This is a genomic window from Microbulbifer regidiadema (SeqCode) (assembly GCF_052466995.1).
Genome location: NZ_CP174297.1, coordinates 3,101,899 through 3,119,286, shown reverse-complemented (window position 1 = coordinate 3,119,286; position 17,388 = coordinate 3,101,899). Strand labels below are relative to the sequence as shown.

Below are 17,388 nucleotides of genomic sequence, written 5' to 3'. Positions count from 1 at the left end.
CGGGTTTCTTTACTGTGAAGCAAAATCTCATGTATTACGTAACAGAGGCTCATAACAAGTGGCGGCAATGCGCAGCCTTTGGCTGCCAGACTCAGCACTTCGTGCTTCGCCGTTGCGCCAGGCGTTAGCTGTAATTGAATTATGAGCATTGATCTAGAAAAAGTACTGAAGTTGTCAGCAGAAACAGACACTATAAATCTTTCTGTCTTAAATGAGACTTCTTGGTTTAACGTGACTTGGCTCTGTGGTTATATTTGGGTGTCATCTGCGCTAATAGCTAAAGAAACAACATTCGAGGATTTTCTTGCATCGGTTTTTAAAAATGATCCAACGGATCCCAACCTCCCGATTGATCGTTGGATTCCTCATTGCGATATTCGCGAGGTGAGCAAGGAAAAATTATTGTCACACCTCGATCATGCACGATCAGATCTGGCGGAGGCAAAATCAGAGGAAGGGTGTGAATTCCCTACCGTGGATATGCCTTTAAATGAAAGTAGTACTTTAAATTTACGAAGCTGCTATGAAATTGTAGGGATAACTAATCCCTGTAATAAACATCAATATGGGCCAACATATATCTATGTTTGGCGCTCTGGAGATTGGTATCATTACTGTGAAATACACAATGAGTCATAGCACAGCTAACGAGGCCAGGCACAGCGACAGTTTTTCCGTTGCGGCTTCGCCTCCACTACAAAGCTGCGCGTGTTGGCGGCGTTAGTGCGACAAGCGAAGCTTGTTGCATCTTGCTGGGTGAAAGTCCCAGCCTGGTAAGAGTTAGCCACTCACCAGTATCGAGTCTTGCGCGTTGTGCGGAGCTTTAAATTGAGAGGCAGGATGCACGAGCGAACAATCAACGTGAAGCGTAGACAGAGAAATATGTAGGCCATAGGGAGTGCGCGCTCCTGAAGTGCTGGTATCGCTTCGAAATGCAAATTCTAGGTGACGAGGCTTGTAACGCGGTCGAAGTCCATACAAAGCAATCGACTCAGGAGTGAATTTGTTTTCGCTACCTGAATGGCAAGATTGTGGAGACCTAGCGGAGTTCTTAAGCCGTGGCATGCATACAGAGATGTAATGAGAACTTGTGAGACCCAAGGTAACTCCCAAAGGAATGGGTAGGGCAGTGTAGCTGAATAAGCGAGACGAACGATGGTGTCTTGGGAGTCGGACCAGCTCATAGTAGTCGGAGGGCGGGAAAGCCGTCTACAGGGCGAAGGGGCTGTCAGTTATATTGAGCTTGCAGTCGATACATACACCGGACATGTAGGGCTGGATATTGTATGAAAACAAAAGTGCAAGCATTACATTCAGTTGAATCTGAGTTTATGCACTGCAGTCATTGGGTGAAAAGGCGAAGAAGGGTGGAGTGAATAGCTTTGATAGGATTTAGCTGCTCGGTAAATAATATAACTGAGGAGCCGGATGCGGTAATTCCGCACGTCCGGATCTGCGTGGGGGCAGTCGGGTAACCGGCTGTCCTACCACTACGGTACAAACGTTCCTAGAGGATAGAAATGAATTCGCAAAGATCTGGTGCTAAGGCCGCTAGAAAGGAAATTGATAAGTTTCATCTGTTGCTCAACCATGATGCGATGATTCCAGCGCAGTGTTACAGAATGAGCGACAATCTATACGGACTTGTTTGTTATACAAATCAGGTCGTTGCCCTATTCATAAGTAGAAACTTCGAGATGATACCGATATTCATTAATCGTGCTTATAAGCAATTGCAGAGATTTGATAGTCAGTCTGGTGTCGCAGGCTATAGAAATCTAGTTTTCGATTATTTTTGCCAAGTAACGCATTATTTAGATCGTTACTGTAATCTTGATGATGATTGGTTTAAAGATCGGATACCCACGCAGATTTTGATTGAGGGTGAGAAAAAAGCTCCAGAATATGATCATGAGAAAATGTTTATCAAGTTACCAGATAACTGGCGCATCGATAGATAAAGCACCTAACAAGCGCAGGCATAGCGACGGCTTTTCTGTTGCGGCTGCGCCTCCACTACAAAGCCGCACGTGCTGCGAGCGTTATGCGTCATCCGGTTGGGAGAGTTATGAAAAAATTAGAATTTTATTCCTATTGCTTTTGCCTCTATCATCTATTTCTGTGCAAGCTCTAGACGGGCAGGAGTGTAAGTCGAGCGTAGAAGCGTTCAGAGGTTTTAACGTAGCAGTTTCAAATGATGAGAATTGTACATCTATAAACTGCTCTGGGGTCAAAGCCCGAAACATAGAGTCCGCACTTGCTCTGTGTCATCAAACAGAAAAGGACCACAAGTTTTGCGGTTGGCATGGCAGTCAAATCGTAAATCATGCAAATATCCTGTTGGTTAATCCAGGTAATTACAATGTATCTATTAGCAAGTGCAGCACATAACAAGGCGCTGTTGTCGCAGCCTGCGGCTGCTGGGACGTCCCACTGCGTGGTCCGTCCCAAAGTTTGGCGCTGTGTTTTATACACATATTTGAATCCTATTCAAAGCCTCATACAGAGAAATAGCCTAGCTTCCCGACTGGAATGGATGAAATTTAACTGTCTGTAAGACCAAAAGCGCTTGAGTTTTACGCTAAATCTAACGCTCTCCCTGGAGTAGAGCGCATATTGATTATATAATCACCAGTATCCCTTTCTACTTAGGTATCTGATCTTGCCTGTAGTAGATAGAGTTGAAGTTCTCAATACTCTTGTAGAGCTTATCAGAGTAGTAATTTTCACTGGTTCACTTGTGTATAAAACTTAGTGCGGGCGTTATGCGCTCAAAGCATGATCGAGAAATATTATGAAAATAGACATTGATCAATTAACTGAAGAAGAATTAATTGAACTCAATCATCGTATTGTTGAGAGGTTAAAAATTATAGAATCCTTTCATGTTCACAATGAAATGATGGAGTTCACTCCTGGCGAGAAAGTTAGTTTCGATCCGCCTGGTAAAGGCCGTCAAATAGGAACGCTCGTTAAATTTAATAAGAAAACTGTTACAGTCATTACCGAGTCTGGGCAAAAATGGAATGTATCTCCACATTTGCTTAGCAAGCTAAAAAAGGTTAAGTCCAAAAAGGGTAAGTCTGGTAAAGTGGTTAAATTGCATGAGCAAAAGTAATTCGCATAACAAAGGCAGGCATGCGGTCGCTGAACAACGCGTCGCATGCTACCAGCGTTAGGGCTAAGTATGCATCGAGCCGTGATTACCTTAATTATACTCATACTTCCGGTTGCTTCCTTTTCAATGGACTGCCCGAAATTCAGTATCAATGATTATGCAAGTGAAAGCTCTACCATTTTTTGGGGAGTTCCTGTGGAGGCGAAATTAATAAGCAAGGATTTTGAGGGGAAGGTTCGCTATCGATTTAATGTGATGAAACAAATCAAAGGGAAATTAGATGGTGTGGCCCAGGTTTACGCTGAGAATTATGAGTTCCAAAAATTTCAGCTAGGGTATGAGTATATTGTGTTTGCAGATGTTAGTGGCTCTGTTGATTTATGTGGCCCTTCTCGAATTATACGAAGTGATTGGAACTCAGAGGACTTCTTTGATAGAGCGGATATAAACGAGGATACTAAATTCTTAGTTAAGAAAGTCTTCGGCGTATTAGAGGATTCGCCCTAACAAAGCCATCATAGGGACAGCTTTTCCGTCGCTTTGTTTTGTGCTTGAATAGCACAAAACAAATCAACTCCAAAGCTGCCCGATATGGCGACGCTAAGTTTTATACACAAATTTTTCTGGTTTTATTATATAAATCAATGAGTTACAGTTTTGCATGGTAAGAATCACAGGTTTGGTTGGGTTACTATGCAGGTCTGGGTTATGGACGAAGTGAAAAATCAGGTTATGGCTGATGCTCGATTGAATAAGCGTTTGTCTAATATTCTCGGTAGTTTAAGTTCCGACCCAAAGAGTAGTATCCCCTGTGCAAGCAAGACCTGGGCTGAAACGTTTTCGGTCTATCATTTTATCGAAAATGATAAAGTTAATTTTGACTCTATTATGAGTGGCCATAAAGCGGCGACACTTGAAAGAATCAAGGCGCAGCCCGTTGTTCTTATCCCTCAAGATACCACTTTTCTTAATTTTGCCACTGACTTAGAAAGTAAAGAGATGGGAACGCTTAGGCGCAAAGAGGCCAATCAGCAACTCTTGCATACCTCCATCGCCATAACACCATCGAGGGATAACTTAGGTGTTGTTGAAGGTAGTATGTGGCAGCGAGACAAAGAGTCAAGCGCTAAATCACGCCATACCAAGTTGATAAAGGATAAAGAGAGTCGGCGCTGGTTAGATCACTACGAATCGGCCTGTCAGCTCCAAGAGCGCTGTCCTGAAACTACAATCGTGAGTATTGCGGATAGAGAGGGGGATATTCATGAGTGGTTTCAATTGGCTGAAGATCAAAGTGAACAGCGTCGTGCAAACTACATCGTTCGCGCCAAGGCCAATCGCACGTTAGAGATTGATGGAGAAGAAACAGCTTTACTTTGGGACCATATGAATGATCAGAAACCTGTTGGTCAATACAGAGTAGATATTCCTCGGCGAAATGGAGAGCCCGAAAGGAAAGCCAAAGTCAGCGTATCCACCACTGAGATACGGCTGCTTGGGAAAGGAAAATCTAAACGACCACTTTCTCTATATTCTGTATTGGCTAAAGAGTTAAACCCACCTGAGGGTGAGAAAGGTATTGAGTGGATACTATTGACAGATCTTCCAGTTGAAGATTTTAAGCAAGCGAGGGTCATTGTTGATTGGTATCGAAGTCGATGGGAAATTGAAACCTATTTTTGAGTGGTGAAGGGTGAGTGCCAGATAGAAAGCAACCGTTTTAGAGCAGAGCAGCGAATGCTAAACTGCATTGCGATCTATATGATTATTGGTTGGCGACTACATTCGCTGACTACACGAGCACGAAGGCTTCCCGATACGCCGTGTACGAGTGTCTATTCTGAAAAAGAATGGCGCATGATATGGGTAATGCGAGATAAAATCACCCCGTCAAATGAGCCTCGAAGCATAAGGGAGATAACTCGCATGCTGGCAGGTCTAGGAGGTTTTCTGGCGCGTAAAGGTGATGGTGAGCCTGGAGTTAAAACTGTTTGGCAGGGCTACACCAAGCTACTCCAGTATATTGAGGCAGCAGAAGCTTTAAATAAGCTTAAATGAAGTGTATAAAACACAGTGTGGGCGTTAGGTATATATGAGTATTACCATCGAAGGTCCAACTTTTTACGACCAAGAAGACGAAAATATCTTCTTCGAGTGTTTATATAGCCTCCCGTCGTTCAAAGAGGTTAAGGGGCATGGAGTAGAGCTTACAATTGAATTTACAGGTGAGCCAGAGGAAGAGGCCATCGTTAAATTACTGGTAATCTGTCGGCGCTGGGGTATTAATATTAGCCCTCTAAATCTGTATAAAAGCCGTTTTAGTCCGGAGAATTTTCTGTGGAAAAACAGCATACCATTAAAAAATACCTAATAAATTTAGCCATCATCGCCCACGCAGAGAACTCGTGGGCAGGGCTCGCTATCACTCGCTGCTACTAAAGGCGTTAATATACCTATGGATATCGAGAGTCTGATAGAAAATTTACGTACCCATAGTCCAGATCAATTAAATGAGATACTGGATTTAAGGGACGAGCCTAGCTTTGACGAAGCCTGGGTAGAGGCAAATGAGCTTGTGGGCGGGACCGAAACCTTCAATAGTGAGCAAAGTTGTTTCAGTCAACTGTTGGGAGTCACCGGGCAGCATGAAGTGTGTTCGTATATTTTAGATGACCTCAACCTTCTATATAGAGCTCGTACCAAGAATATAAATACACCTTTTATTCAGTACCTTAAAGGGTGCTACGAGCAAGGGGCTGTGCCACATCAATGGCCCAGCTAATAAGGCAGGTAACCCGACGGCTACGCCGCCGGTTCGCTTAAATTTATAATTTTCTTACTTAAGGAGCCTCTGAATAATTCCGTAATACCTCTGCGGGTCTTGAAGGCTACAGATGTTAGGCGCAGTTCGCCGCGAATGGCCCTAGTCCTTTGCAAGAGCTGCAACGCAGCAGCTGTGGCCTTCAAGCCCCACCCTTCGGGGCTTACAGAGCGATTCACACTCCGCGTTGCGACTTCTTGAAAGGTCTAGACATTCCTGCGAAGCCGCGCCTTGATTGTGAACCGCTCTGTAAGCCAGAGGCTCCTTAAGTACCACCTCGCAACCGGGTAACTTCAGAATCTGCGTTGCGCATTTTGGCGGATTGCGCCACTTCCTTGCTGACAATCGTTTTGCCGATTGGTGAGAGCGATATTGCTGCAAGCTTTAGGTGCTGTAGACCAAAGGGTATACCGATAATGGTAATAAAGCAGACAATGGCATGCAGAAGGTGGCCAATAGCCAGCCAGATGCCCGCGAGCAGAAACCAGATAATATTCCCAATTAAGCCAAAGCCACTAGTGCCAATATCTCCGCGCAGGGTGAGCTCCTCCCGGGAGATGGCTTCTTTGCCGAAGGGGAAGAAGGAAAATTTGCCCATCACAAAGCAGGCTCTTCCCCAGGGAATACCGATAAGACTGACAAAAGCGATCAGTGAGAAAAACCACCAGCAGAGCCCCATAAAGACGCCACCAAGAATAAACCACAGAAAATTTCCAAGTGTTCGCATAAGACTCTCCTGTTAGTGAATAAAAGTTATAAATAAGAGATAAGTATTTTGTACCATTTCTGGTGTAACTTATAAGTTACTATTATCTCTGATATTTAGACGCAGACAAACCCCTATTTGGATGCGCCTTAATTGTCATACCGGTTGGATTGTCTGAAGAAGAGAGATGGGCTAGTGCTATTTGGCTGGGAGGGTGGGTGTTTCATCTCAAGCGGATGAAACACCGGGCTAAATTAGCTGCGCCAGTAGTTATTGGCCGCTGCAACTGTTTGGAAGTTGATCGCAACTACCTGGGAGGAGGCGATTAGACTATCTGCATTTTCCTCGTAGGCGGATCTTAGCTTTCTCCGCACTTCATCTGAAGGCTGTGTGTACTTTACTCCCATTCTGGATAGTTTCATCGCAAGCTCAAAGCCCTGTTGTGCATTTTCAGTAATCAGGCTTTCTAACCAGACTTGTGACATGGATGTCCCTCTCTACTATCGAGTTGATTGATAAAGCTGTGGGCGCTATTGCCCGCTATTTTTTATTCCGCTGGCGATATCAGTCCAAAATGTACTGACTGATATACTTGTTGAACTGAATAAGGTCGAATGAACCCCTTATCTCGAATCTAACCTTGCCGATCTCACTTAAATAAACTTCTATTTCACAGTCCAAGTCGAAAGTACCGGCAGTCTCTACAGAAAATGCTTGGATTTTGCTGAAAGGTAAGGAAGTGTAATCTACTTTTGAGCCAGTGATACCCTGGACATTGGCGGCAATAATACGCTTGTTGGTAAATACAACCTGATCGCGAATAGTTTTAAATCCCGCAAAAATAAACTCGCCTTCGATTAGAAATTTGTTGAAGTCATCTCTGGTTTCAGCGGTATCTATGGGTTTAAGCTTAAAAACCGATGAGTTTTTGAAGTCTATCACGACCTATTCCTGTTACTTGTTGGTTGCTGAGATTACCACTGTGGCGGGTCAAATTACAGTTGATTTGTACGTCAGTGTGCTTTTGTTATTTGAATTTATTTAATCATTATGCTGGGTGATCAATACACGAGGGAGCATAATTTGCTCAGTATTATTGGAGAGGCTATTGCAGTATCAGCGCTGATAAAGCGAATTTGTTAAGTCTGTTGATTGACTTGCAGGGCTTGTAAAAAAAGTTGTACGGCGGGATGAGTGGTTGCGCTTTTTTTGAATGTGGCAGCATTTTGAATTTGATAGTGGAATCTCTCTGGCAGCAGGGGCAGAAGGGTTCCGGCCTCGACATATTTGCGGGCCAGGTATTCGGGTAAAAAACCGACAAAACAGCCCGACAATATCATCGCCAGTCTCGCCGCCATATGGTTGGCGGTAGAGCGCTTGGGAAACAGCCGGTACAGGTGCGCCGCCCCGGAGAGCACACTGTGGCTGGGCGCGGCCAGCTCCTGCTGGGTGAGCAGTTCCTCATCAATGCTCGAAGCCCGGGCACAGGGGTGGGTGTTACTGCAATAGAGGATCGACTGGTGGTAGAACAGGGGCTGGTATTCCAGCCCGGGCCGGCGCGAGTGCAGGGGGTTGATACCGATATCGGCGCGACCGGCGAGGATTTCCAACTCCAGTTCCTGGGGGGCGGCCAGCTGTACCTCCAGGCGCAGTTGCGGGGCCTTCTCCCGCAGCTGGGCGATGGTTGCGGGAAGATTCAACTGCGGTATTTCCAGCACGTCGTCGGGCATGACCAGACGCAGGGTGCCGGTGAGCTGGGATTGGATCGCATTGACCTGGCTTTTGAAGGTGTCCAGGTGCCCATCGAGCTCCAGAATAGCCCGGTACAGGGCCTCTCCCTCCGGGGTCAGCTTGAAGTCGGCCCGGCCCCGGGAGCGCAGGCACAGCGGCATGCCCAGACGGGTCTCCAGGTCGGAGATATGCACACTAATAGTGGAGCGGCTGATATTCAGGGTGACTTCGGCGGGGGTGATCCCGCCGGCGTGTACAACCTCGCGGAAGACCCGCAGCAGGCGCAAATCCATATCGCTGAGGCGGCCTCCCAGGGCATTTTTGGTCTTGCTCATAGGTGCACTTCCAGGTTGTTTCCGGCGCTACGGGCTGCGGATTCGATTAAAGTTTGATAAATATAAACTTTAGTTGGAAAAATACTACTATTCTCCTCAGTCAGCTGCGGCCAGAATCGCCGCATACTACTAATAACATCTATTTACTAGGATTTTCCCTGTGGAACTAGCAAATTCGGACCTGTTGAAATTTCAGAACTATATTGCGGGCGAATGGCGTGACGCTGCCGCCACTGTGGCTGTATGCGATCCGGCAAACGGCGAGCTACTGGGCCGTGTGGCCGACGGTAGTGCCGCAGATGCCGAGGCCGCAGTCGCTGCTGCCAGTGCGGCCTTCCCGGCCTGGAGCCGCCGCACAGCCACTGAGAGAGCTGCGTTGCTCAAGCGTTGGTACCAGCTGATCGTGGATAACAGCGACGATCTGGCCATGATCCTCAGCCTGGAGCAGGGTAAGCCGGTGGCGGAAGCGAAAGGTGAGATCCTCTACGGCGCCTCCTTTATTGAGTGGTTCGCGGAAGAGTGTCGCCGGGCCTACGGCCAGACGATCCCGACCCACAATCCGGCCATGCGCCTGAATACCATCCGCCAGCCGGTGGGTGTGGTGTCCTGTATTACCCCCTGGAACTTCCCCAACGCCATGATTACCCGCAAGGCGGGCCCGGCCCTGGCGGCGGGTTGTACCGTGGTGATTAAACCGGCCCTGGAGACCCCGCTATCGGCCCTGGCGCTGTGCCAGTTAGCTGAACAAGCGGGCCTGCCCAAGGGGACTATCAACGTAGTTACCGGCAGCGATTCCCCGGGCATTGGCAAGGTTCTGACCCAAGATCCCCGCGTGGCCAAATTCACCTTCACCGGCTCTACTGCGGTGGGCAAACTGTTGATGTCCCAGTGCGCCAGCACCGTAAAGAAAATGTCCATGGAACTCGGCGGCAACGCACCGTTTATCGTATTTGACGATGCGGATATGGATACCGCCATCAGCGCCTGTATGGCGACCAAGTTCCGCAATGCGGGCCAGGTGTGCGTGGCGACCAACCGTATCTATGTACACGAATCGCGTCACGATGAATTCGTGGAAAAGCTGCGTGAGCAGGTTGCCGCCCTGAAGATTGGCCACGGGACTGAGGAGGGGGTCAATATGGGCCCGATGATCTTCCGCAGGGCCGTAGACCGGGTTCAGAGGTTGGTCCAGGATGCCGTTGCGGCCGGCGCAAAAATTGAAATTGGCGGCGAGCAGCTGGCTAATGGCGATAACTTTTTTGCGCCAACCATCCTCACGGGCGTTACCGATAGCATGCGTATTGCCCAGGAGGAAATTTTTGGCCCGCTGGCGGCGATACAGAAGTTCTCCGATGAGGAGGATGTAGTTCGCCGCGCCAATGAAACGCCGTACGGCTTGGCCGCTTACGTTATGAGTGAAAATATTCGCCGCGCCAATCGCGTGGTAGAGGCGCTCGACTACGGCATGATCGCCTGTAATACCGGGGTTTTCTCCACCACTGTGGCGCCCTTCGGCGGGGTTAAAGAGTCCGGTATTGGCCGAGAGGGCGGCGTCGAGGGGATGGCCGAGTTTTACGAGACCAAATACTGCTGTTTCGGGGCTTGAGCCTCAGCCCGAACAGATTTCCGGGAGCCTGCGGCTCCCCTAATTAACAGTTTAAAACTTCAGGGAACTTGCGGAGATTAATACTATGTCTGAGATGCAAACCGATGCTTTCTGGATGCCGTTTACCCCCAACCGCACTTTTAAGTCGGCGCCGAGAATTGTAGAGCACGCCGAGGGGATTTATCTCACCGAGAAGGGCGGTCGCCAGGTGATTGATGCGACGGCGGGCCTGTGGTGCAGCAATGCGGGACACTGCCGCTCTGAAATTGCCGAGGCAATTTACCAGCAGGCAAAAACCCTCGACTACAGCTCTATTTTTAATTTCGGTCACGAGTTGGGCTTTGAATACTCCGAGCGCCTGGTAAAGCACACTCCAGATGGCCTGGATCATGTGTTTTTCGGTAACTCCGGTTCCGAGGCGGTTGAGAGCGCCCTGAAAATTGCCCTGCAATACCAGCGTGTGCGCGGCAAGGGCACTCGCACTATGTTTATCGGCCGTGAGAAGGGTTATCACGGGGTAAACTTCGGCGGTATTTCTGTGGGCGGTATTGCGCCCAACTACCAGGGCTTCGGCCAGCCGCTGAAAGCCAACCATATGCGCCACACTCTGGATATCGAGCGCAATGCGTTCAGCCGCGGCCTGCCGGAACACGGTATTGAGCTGGCTGAAGACCTGGAGAGGCTGGTCGCCTTCCACGGTGCCGAGCAGATTGCCGCTGTGATTGTCGAGCCGTTTGCCGGTGCCGGTGGTGTGGTACTGCCACCTAAAGGCTATCTGCAACGCCTGCGGGAAATCTGCGATAAGCACGATCTGCTGCTGATTTTTGATGAGGTGATTTCCGGCTGGGGCCGTACCGGTTCTGCGTTTGCCTCCACGGAGTTCGGTGTGACTCCGGATATGATCACCTCTGCGAAGGGAATTACCAATGCCACCGTGCCCCTGAGTGCGGTATTTGTTAGCGATGAAATTTATAAAACCGTGATGAATGCGGCCCCTGAGGGTGCGGTGGAATTCTTCCACGGTTACACCTACTCCGCACACCCGGTGGCCTGTGCTGCGGGTATGGCGACCCTGGATATTTACGAGCGCGAAGGCCTGCTGACCCGCGCCGCCGGTGAAATTGGCCAGCACTGGGAGAATGCCCTGCACAGCTTGGCCGATCTGGACAATGTGATCGATGTGCGCAATTACGGTTTAGTCGGTGCGATTGAACTGCGTGCGCCGCAGGACCTGAAAGGGAAATACGGAGCCAAAGTCTCTGGCATGGCCTGGGAGGCCGGAGTGATGGCCCGGGGTATCGGCGATGCCCTGTGTATGTCTCCACCGCTGATTATCGAGAAACACGAGATCGACGCGGTTGTGGATAAACTGCGCGGTGTGATCGGCTCTCTGGCCTGATTGTGCTGTTGCGGCAGCCCGCCTGGGCTGCCGCTCCCTCCAGAGTATTTCCCTCCTTTTTTTCTGACCCGCAGGGCAGTTTGCATAATTCTCCGATTGTCGTTTAGAGCTACACTGAAATTAGTGGCCTGCGGCGCGGTCGCAATCTTTGCAGAGTCGACTGCTTGGCTGCGCTCGCAGGTTGCTTTTAAAACGGTTGCGGATCTGGCCGTGGCTGCGGGCTCAACCTGGGGGCTTTTTTATGTCCGCTGAAACACCTTCCCTGGCGACCGGTCCTATTTTGCAGGTGCTGTCTGCCAATTGGTGGTTACTGCTACTGCGCGGTATCGTCGCGGTGATTTTTGGTGTGCTGACATTTGTCTGGCCGGAGCTGTCCCTGTTGACCCTGGTACTGCTTTTTGGGGTTTACGCTTTTCTGGATGGTGTCTTTTCCCTGGTGGCGGCGGTGATCGGGCGGCATAAGTCCACGCCGCTGTGGTGGTTGATTATCTCGGGGCTGATCAGTCTGGCCGCAGGTATTGTGACTTTTATTTTCCCGCAGGTTACCGCTTTGGTATTGGTGGTTTTTATCGGTGCCTGGGCCCTGGTGCGGGGTCTCTTCGAAATTATTGGCGCTATCCACCTGCGCAAGGAAATTGATAACGAGTGGCTGCTTATCGTTATCGGGGCTCTCTCGGTGATTTTCGGAGTTGCGATTTTAGTCAGCCCGGCTATCGGAGCCCTGGCACTGCTCTGGGTTATCGGCGGTTATGCCATTATTTTGGGGCTGCCATTGATTTGGCTGGCATTCCGGCTGCGCAAGCACAGCAAGTCCATAATGTCATAGGAACCTCAGTCAAATGCGAACAGCGATAAAAAAGGCCGGTATTACCAAGTAATACCGGCCTTTTTGAATCGCTATTTAAATAACAGCTTTTATTTTTTTATTGTTTAGCGGCGATATTGACTGCCTTCGGCAGGGCTCCCATTAATGCCTTGCCCTTTTTCTCTAGTGCCATACACAGCTGGATTCTCTCCTCGGCTTGCGCCAGGCTGCGCGGGTATCCGGGGGTTAAATCACCTTTCTGGGCAAAGAGCTGTTGCAGTTCACCCAGATGCTGTTTATCGCAGAAACCAGCGGCAAGTGAGGGGGTGCGGCGGCGGATCTGCGCCGGAATCTTATCTACCACCTTGTCAAAGTTCTGTTGCAGCCACGCCCAGTGCTGCTCCTGAACCCTGGATTGGGTCAGGGCGTAATGGATCAGGCCAAAGGATTCCCTCGGTCCCATTTCGTCGCTGAGCGCCAGTGCCTGAATGGTTTCCACTTGCTTGGGATTGTTGCTGCTGCCGATGGCATTGGCACTGGCATTTTCAAAGCGGGGATCATCCAGCTCGGCGCGCACTTTGATCAGGTGTGCGAGGAAATCTTCCCCCGCATCCTGTACTGCCACACTCAGGGCAGCCTGGTATAGGTCAGAGCTTAACGCCTTCGGGTCCCGTTCCTGCTTAAAGCCGGTAAAGGCGGTTGCCATTTGCTGTAATTGTTTGCGTGCATCTGGATCTTCGGCAACTTGCGCCATAAAGGTGAGCAGGTCGCTGTGCAGCATCTGCTGGTCGCTATCACCGCTGTCGGCGCTGCGCTTGAGTATCGGCAGGTACAGCTTCTGGGCAAAGTTCAGGAAGGCAGAGCGCTGGGATTTATCCAGGTAGTTATCCCGGTATTTCTGCAAATAGCGCAGCGGCATGGTGATCACCTGGCGCTTGTCCGCCAGCGCGGATTTACGCACCACTTCCAGTAGTGGCGCGGCGGTGAGATTGCCGGCTTCAAAAGCGGAGAAGGCGCTGTCGATAATGGATAGCTGCTCAGTGGCAGAGAACTGGGCAAATTGTTGAATCAGTGCCTGCCACTGCGCTTGGGGCAGGTTCCAGCGATAGTAGCCGCTGCCCTGGGCGTTGGGCATTACCCAGTTCGGGCAGGCAGTGCCGGTGATTTCCAGAGTCTCGCGCGGTTCGGTCAGGATCTGGCACTGCTGCGCGCCGCTATCGGTGCTGAAGCAGAAGGGGATACTCCACTTATCCTTGGTGTCGGCGATCGGGGAGCCGAGGGGTTTGTAACGGCTCTGCTGAACCACCAGTGAGGCCTTGCCAGCGCTATTGCAGTCCACAGAGATATCCAGTTGTGGAACACCTTTCTGCTCGACAAAACTGCGGAAGGTCTCGGTCAGCTCCGGGGTGTTGGTTTCCCGGCCGATCACTTGGTAGAAGGGCGGCGAGTCGGCCACGCTGTCGGAGAAGGTTTCCAGGTAGCGCCCCAGTGCCGGGCGGAAGTTCTCAGCGCCGAAATAGGTGTCCACCATGTGGATAACCCCCAGGCTCTTCGAGTAAGTGATCGAGTCGTAGGCGTTGCGGATATTGTTGTTGTCCGCGATGGGCTCGCGGATCGCGCGGGTACTGGCCAGTGAGTCCAGTTGCATGGCGCCGATCGCATAGGTGGCTGCGTTGAGGTCGTGCCCCTCTTCAGGTTCCATAATGGTGAGGGCCAGTGCCTCTCCCCAGGTAGCGAAACCTTCCTTCAGCCACAGGTCGTCCCACCAGGGCGGGGTAACCTGATTGCCAAACCACATATGGGCAATTTCGTGCGCATGCACTTCTACCAGGGCCAGGCGGGTGCCCGGTGCCGGGTTGTCGCCCACAAGGATACGCTGTTCGCGATAGGTAATTGCCGCAGACAACTCAGTCGCGCCACTGGGCCACTGGGGGGCGGCAATAATGTCCAGCTTCTTGAACGGGTAGGGGCGCTGTAGCTGGGTCTCGAAGGTCTCCACCATTTTGGGGGTGATATCGAGGATGTAATTCATATCCTCACCGCGACCTTTGCGGGCGAAGCCGCGCAGGGGGATCGGGTCCTTGCGATATTTGTTCGGCGGAATGGCCGGGCGCTCAACCAGGTCAAAGGGGCCCACCGACAGGGACAGCAGGTAGGTGGACATCGGTGGTGTGGTGGCGAAAGTGACTTTCTCCATGCCGTCACCCGCCGTTTCGCGCTTCAGCTCGGGCCCATTGCTGATAGCTGTGTAGCCTGTGGGAATGGTCAGGCTGACAGTAAAGGGCGCCTTCAGGCCGGGTTCGTCAAAGCCGGGTAAATACTTGCGGGCCTGGATGGATTCAGATTTTGCCAGGGCATAGGTATCGCCCTGTTCCTCGACCTTAAAAAGCCCGGCCAGGTTGCGGTCAAATGCAGCGCTGTAGTCGATATGCAGTTTGAAAGTGCCCGCATCAATCTTCTGCGCAAATTCTATTATGGCGACACCGCTGTCTAGTACTTCCCGGTATTCGGCCGGGATCTGGCGGCCGTCCTCAAGCTGTGCGTAAGCTTCGCGCACACTCAGGTTCTTGCCGTGCAGCCAGATATGCTGGGCGGCTTGCGCCAGCTGGATATCGATATCCACCTTGCCGGTGAAGGTGTCTTTGCGCGGGTCCAGCACCAACTCCAGCTGGTAATCCAGGGGGGTGGTTCCCTCGGGCAGACGGCCCTCTGGCGCCTTAGCCGGGGTCTTTGTTTCGACTTCCTGGGAGCTGAGGGGTTTTGTCGATTCCGCTGCTTTTTCTGCGGGGTTACAACCTGCTACTGAGAGCAGGGCCGCAGTCAGCAGGGCGAGCGGGATATTCTTTTTCATGGTGGGCGAACACTCGGCCAAAGATTGCAAAAGATTGATTGTACCGATTTGGAGAAAAATTACGCGCTGCAAAATAGCTGGAGAGAGGGGAAGGTGGGAGGAAACCCGGCGCTGAGTGCCGGGTTTCTGTGGAGTGAGACTTACAGGTGCGGTATGGTCAGGCTGGAGACCTTACTGCTGCTGTAGGGTACCGTGATACTGTAATTAGTATCCTCCGGCTTTTGGTAGACATAGCCCTGAGTATCAATGGCGAGGACCACACGGTGACCAACGGGTACATCGTAGCTGGTGGTGAAAAAGTCCACTTCAAATTTCTGCTCTTGTCCGGCCCTGTCTGAGTGCAGGGTGATTGGGGCATGGGTGATCAGGCGTCCCAGTCCCAAAGGGCCCACATCGTAGAGGTGTACATTGAGCTGGACTTCCTCTTTGCTGGGTTCCACCCACATTTCCAGTTTGGGTTCACCGCGAATCTTGAGGGTCTCCCATTGGGTGGGCGAGTTGTACTCTATGGCGTAATACCCATTGATGGCCATCATCGGGGCGTAAACGGGGATACCGAAGCCCTCAAGGGCATCGGAAATCAGCGGAATCCCGGTGCCGGCAAAGGTATCTGAGCCGCCGTGGAACTCATTGCTCCAGCTCCAGCCGTCGTACTTGTCAGTCTCCATACTGCCATTGTTGAACAGGGTGAAGCGGGGTTGCAGATGCCAGGTGGTGCTCTCGTCCGTTACCGGATAGTCCTCGAACTGCTCCAGCTTATTGCTGATACGTACCGTCATATCCACCTTGGGCTCGGTGTCGATGCCGTTGTCCTCACCCTTCAGGTGGTGGTCGAACCAGCGGAAACTGGTAGACCAGATATGGCCGTCATTACCGCCGAGGATCTCGGTAATCGCGTGGGTGCCGGGGTTTAGCATCAGTTTTTTAGGCCCTTCGAGCAGGGAGTAAAAATCGGTCATGCTGTTGGGTTTAAACAGGTAGTCGGCGAAATTGTTTGAGAGCAATACCGCTGTACCGTTTTGATTAATTTCGTTCACATAACCGACTGCGGAGCGCTGCGCACCGAAATTGATGACCTGATCCATATTTTCGCCATCGCGCAGATCACTCCATATCTGTTCGAGTTCCGCCTCTTTTTGGAAGGCGGTGGCAACAAGCAGCGTACCCCACACCAGATTGACGGTTTCATTGGGGTATAGGGCTTCCACTACATCGGCCCAACCGGAGAGTGCGGCCACGGCGTCGACGCGCGGGTGCTTGGCAGCGCTCATTAGTGAAATACCACCGCCGTAGGAAATTCCGGCCATCCCCAGTTTGCCCACTGGGTAATTGCTTTCCAGCCAATCGATCAGCACACCCACATCCTTGATGCTGTTATCCCCAGCGACGTCAACCAGACCTCCCGAATGCCCAAAGCCCCGGGTGGAGTAGCTGAGCACCAGGTAGCCGTTTTCTGCCAGCTCTTTGGCTTGGAAGTGATATTGGTGTTTTTCCAGCCCCCAGCTATTGGTAAAAATAACTGTGGGGTAACCCTCTGTCGGCGCGGGAGTCTCGGGGATAAACAGGTTTGCATCCAGGACTGTACCGTCAAAAGAAGTAATATCCACGTCGGCGAGATACTCCGGTGCCGACCAGGCATGGGCAGACATTAAGGCGCCGCCAAGCAGCGCCAGTAGTGGCTTGGTATTCATTAGCTTTCTCTCATTTACTGAAATCATTATTATTTTTTTGACCAGGATTCCCTCCTTGGTCGACCACGTACTATAGAAGTTTGCCCTGGTTTTGTGCATAAACAGGCTCAAATTTGAGATGCTCGTCTCTCTTCTTGTCGCAAGCTACCCCGAGAAATTTCTCCCGTCAGTCATTTATTTCGTGTCTTTTTGGTCACAAAAAAATTAGGCGAAAAGCTACTTTGCGATCAGTTTGCTCTTTTTTTGATCAGTAAAAGCCGCTACTGTGTCGTCTTCGCGAATCGGCTAGGGAGGGCTTGTGCAACAATGACTCGGTGGCCCGAAT

The 17,388-nt window shown here is 50.7% G+C and carries 17 protein-coding genes; 11 read left to right on the top strand and 6 right to left on the bottom strand.

The window, feature by feature from the left end; all coding sequences use genetic code 11:
• The first annotated feature begins 141 nt into the window (after positions 1–141).
• From ACJJIK_RS13580 to ACJJIK_RS13545, 8 genes are all read left to right on the top strand, one after another.
• A complete protein-coding gene (locus ACJJIK_RS13580; RefSeq protein WP_444943054.1) occupies positions 142–639 on the top strand; it encodes a hypothetical protein in 498 nt (165 codons plus the stop codon).
• Positions 640–1,520: 881 nt separating this feature from the next.
• Positions 1,521–1,961 carry a hypothetical protein gene (locus ACJJIK_RS13575; RefSeq protein WP_444943053.1) on the top strand — a complete coding sequence of 147 codons (441 nt, stop codon included), beginning with the start codon at positions 1,521–1,523 and terminating at the stop codon, positions 1,959–1,961.
• Positions 1,962–2,794: 833 nt separating this feature from the next.
• Positions 2,795–3,118 carry a hypothetical protein gene (locus tag ACJJIK_RS13570; RefSeq protein WP_444943052.1) on the top strand — a complete coding sequence of 108 codons (324 nt, stop codon included), beginning with the start codon at positions 2,795–2,797 and terminating at the stop codon, positions 3,116–3,118.
• An 81-nt stretch (positions 3,119–3,199) separates the two neighbouring features.
• Positions 3,200–3,625 carry a hypothetical protein gene (locus ACJJIK_RS13565; protein WP_444943051.1) on the top strand — a complete coding sequence of 142 codons (426 nt, stop codon included), beginning with the start codon at positions 3,200–3,202 and terminating at the stop codon, positions 3,623–3,625.
• A 201-nt stretch (positions 3,626–3,826) separates the two neighbouring features.
• Positions 3,827–4,801: an IS4 family transposase gene (locus ACJJIK_RS13560; RefSeq protein ID WP_444943050.1), complete on the top strand. Its 975-nt coding sequence runs from the start codon at positions 3,827–3,829 to the stop codon at positions 4,799–4,801.
• Between the two features lie 54 nt (positions 4,802–4,855).
• Positions 4,856–5,176 (top strand): IS4 family transposase, encoded by a 321-nt coding sequence (locus tag ACJJIK_RS13555; RefSeq protein WP_444943049.1) that lies wholly within the window; start codon positions 4,856–4,858, stop codon positions 5,174–5,176.
• A gap of 34 nt (positions 5,177–5,210) precedes the next feature.
• Positions 5,211–5,489, top strand: coding sequence for a hypothetical protein (locus ACJJIK_RS13550; protein WP_444943048.1), 279 nt, complete (start codon positions 5,211–5,213; stop codon positions 5,487–5,489).
• A gap of 84 nt (positions 5,490–5,573) precedes the next feature.
• Positions 5,574–5,900, top strand: coding sequence for a hypothetical protein (locus ACJJIK_RS13545; RefSeq protein WP_444943047.1), 327 nt, complete (start codon positions 5,574–5,576; stop codon positions 5,898–5,900).
• A 304-nt stretch (positions 5,901–6,204) separates the two neighbouring features.
• On the opposite strand, the gene ACJJIK_RS13540 is transcribed toward ACJJIK_RS13545, so the two are convergent.
• From ACJJIK_RS13540 to ACJJIK_RS13525, 4 genes are all read right to left on the bottom strand, one after another.
• Positions 6,205–6,666: a YccF domain-containing protein gene (locus ACJJIK_RS13540; RefSeq protein ID WP_444928830.1), complete on the bottom strand. Its 462-nt coding sequence runs from the start codon at positions 6,664–6,666 to the stop codon at positions 6,205–6,207.
• Positions 6,667–6,899: 233 nt separating this feature from the next.
• Positions 6,900–7,130: a hexameric tyrosine-coordinated heme protein gene (locus ACJJIK_RS13535; protein WP_444943046.1), complete on the bottom strand. Its 231-nt coding sequence runs from the start codon at positions 7,128–7,130 to the stop codon at positions 6,900–6,902.
• A 79-nt stretch (positions 7,131–7,209) separates the two neighbouring features.
• A complete protein-coding gene (locus ACJJIK_RS13530; protein WP_444928828.1) occupies positions 7,210–7,587 on the bottom strand; it encodes a PH domain-containing protein in 378 nt (125 codons plus the stop codon).
• Between the two features lie 197 nt (positions 7,588–7,784).
• Positions 7,785–8,711, bottom strand: coding sequence for a LysR family transcriptional regulator (locus ACJJIK_RS13525; RefSeq protein ID WP_444928827.1), 927 nt, complete (start codon positions 8,709–8,711; stop codon positions 7,785–7,787).
• A gap of 160 nt (positions 8,712–8,871) precedes the next feature.
• Here ACJJIK_RS13525 and ACJJIK_RS13520 point away from each other — a divergent pair, with 160 nt between their 5' ends.
• The 3 genes from ACJJIK_RS13520 (at position 8,872) to ACJJIK_RS13510 (ending at position 12,542) form a co-directional block, all read left to right on the top strand.
• Complete coding sequence (locus ACJJIK_RS13520) at positions 8,872–10,317, top strand: NAD-dependent succinate-semialdehyde dehydrogenase (RefSeq protein ID WP_444943045.1); 1,446 nt, start codon at positions 8,872–8,874, stop codon at positions 10,315–10,317.
• An 85-nt stretch (positions 10,318–10,402) separates the two neighbouring features.
• Complete coding sequence (locus tag ACJJIK_RS13515; RefSeq protein ID WP_444943044.1) at positions 10,403–11,716, top strand: aspartate aminotransferase family protein; 1,314 nt, start codon at positions 10,403–10,405, stop codon at positions 11,714–11,716.
• 241 nt (positions 11,717–11,957) lie between these two features.
• Complete coding sequence (locus ACJJIK_RS13510) at positions 11,958–12,542, top strand: HdeD family acid-resistance protein (protein ID WP_444928824.1); 585 nt, start codon at positions 11,958–11,960, stop codon at positions 12,540–12,542.
• Between the two features lie 97 nt (positions 12,543–12,639).
• Here ACJJIK_RS13510 and ACJJIK_RS13505 read toward each other — a convergent pair whose 3' ends face one another.
• Entirely contained in the window at positions 12,640–15,372 is a 2,733-nt protein-coding gene (locus ACJJIK_RS13505; protein ID WP_444943043.1) for a M1 family aminopeptidase, read from the bottom strand.
• A gap of 140 nt (positions 15,373–15,512) precedes the next feature.
• Positions 15,513–17,063, bottom strand: coding sequence for an alpha/beta fold hydrolase (locus ACJJIK_RS13500; RefSeq protein WP_444943042.1), 1,551 nt, complete (start codon positions 17,061–17,063; stop codon positions 15,513–15,515).
• Positions 17,064–17,388: the final 325 nt, after the last annotated feature.

Excerpts from the sequence above, each read along its gene's own strand:
- ACJJIK_RS13580 (WP_444943054.1), top strand. The coding sequence starts at position 142 with ATGAGCATTGATCTAGAAAAAGTACTGAAGTTGTCAGCAGAAACAGAC.
- ACJJIK_RS13575 (WP_444943053.1), top strand. The coding sequence starts at position 1,521 with ATGAATTCGCAAAGATCTGGTGCTAAGGCCGCTAGAAAGGAAATTGAT.
- ACJJIK_RS13570 (WP_444943052.1), top strand. The coding sequence starts at position 2,795 with ATGAAAATAGACATTGATCAATTAACTGAAGAAGAATTAATTGAACTC.
- ACJJIK_RS13560 (WP_444943050.1), top strand. The coding sequence starts at position 3,827 with ATGGACGAAGTGAAAAATCAGGTTATGGCTGATGCTCGATTGAATAAG.
- ACJJIK_RS13555 (WP_444943049.1), top strand. The coding sequence starts at position 4,856 with ATGCTAAACTGCATTGCGATCTATATGATTATTGGTTGGCGACTACAT.
- ACJJIK_RS13550 (WP_444943048.1), top strand. The coding sequence starts at position 5,211 with ATGAGTATTACCATCGAAGGTCCAACTTTTTACGACCAAGAAGACGAA.
- ACJJIK_RS13545 (WP_444943047.1), top strand. The coding sequence starts at position 5,574 with ATGGATATCGAGAGTCTGATAGAAAATTTACGTACCCATAGTCCAGAT.
- ACJJIK_RS13540 (WP_444928830.1), bottom strand. The coding sequence starts at position 6,666 with ATGCGAACACTTGGAAATTTTCTGTGGTTTATTCTTGGTGGCGTCTTT.
- ACJJIK_RS13535 (WP_444943046.1), bottom strand. The coding sequence starts at position 7,130 with ATGTCACAAGTCTGGTTAGAAAGCCTGATTACTGAAAATGCACAACAG.
- ACJJIK_RS13525 (WP_444928827.1), bottom strand. The coding sequence starts at position 8,711 with ATGAGCAAGACCAAAAATGCCCTGGGAGGCCGCCTCAGCGATATGGAT.
- ACJJIK_RS13515 (WP_444943044.1), top strand. The coding sequence starts at position 10,403 with ATGTCTGAGATGCAAACCGATGCTTTCTGGATGCCGTTTACCCCCAAC.
- ACJJIK_RS13510 (WP_444928824.1), top strand. The coding sequence starts at position 11,958 with ATGTCCGCTGAAACACCTTCCCTGGCGACCGGTCCTATTTTGCAGGTG.
- ACJJIK_RS13505 (WP_444943043.1), bottom strand. The coding sequence starts at position 15,372 with ATGAAAAAGAATATCCCGCTCGCCCTGCTGACTGCGGCCCTGCTCTCA.
- ACJJIK_RS13500 (WP_444943042.1), bottom strand. The coding sequence starts at position 17,063 with ATGAATACCAAGCCACTACTGGCGCTGCTTGGCGGCGCCTTAATGTCT.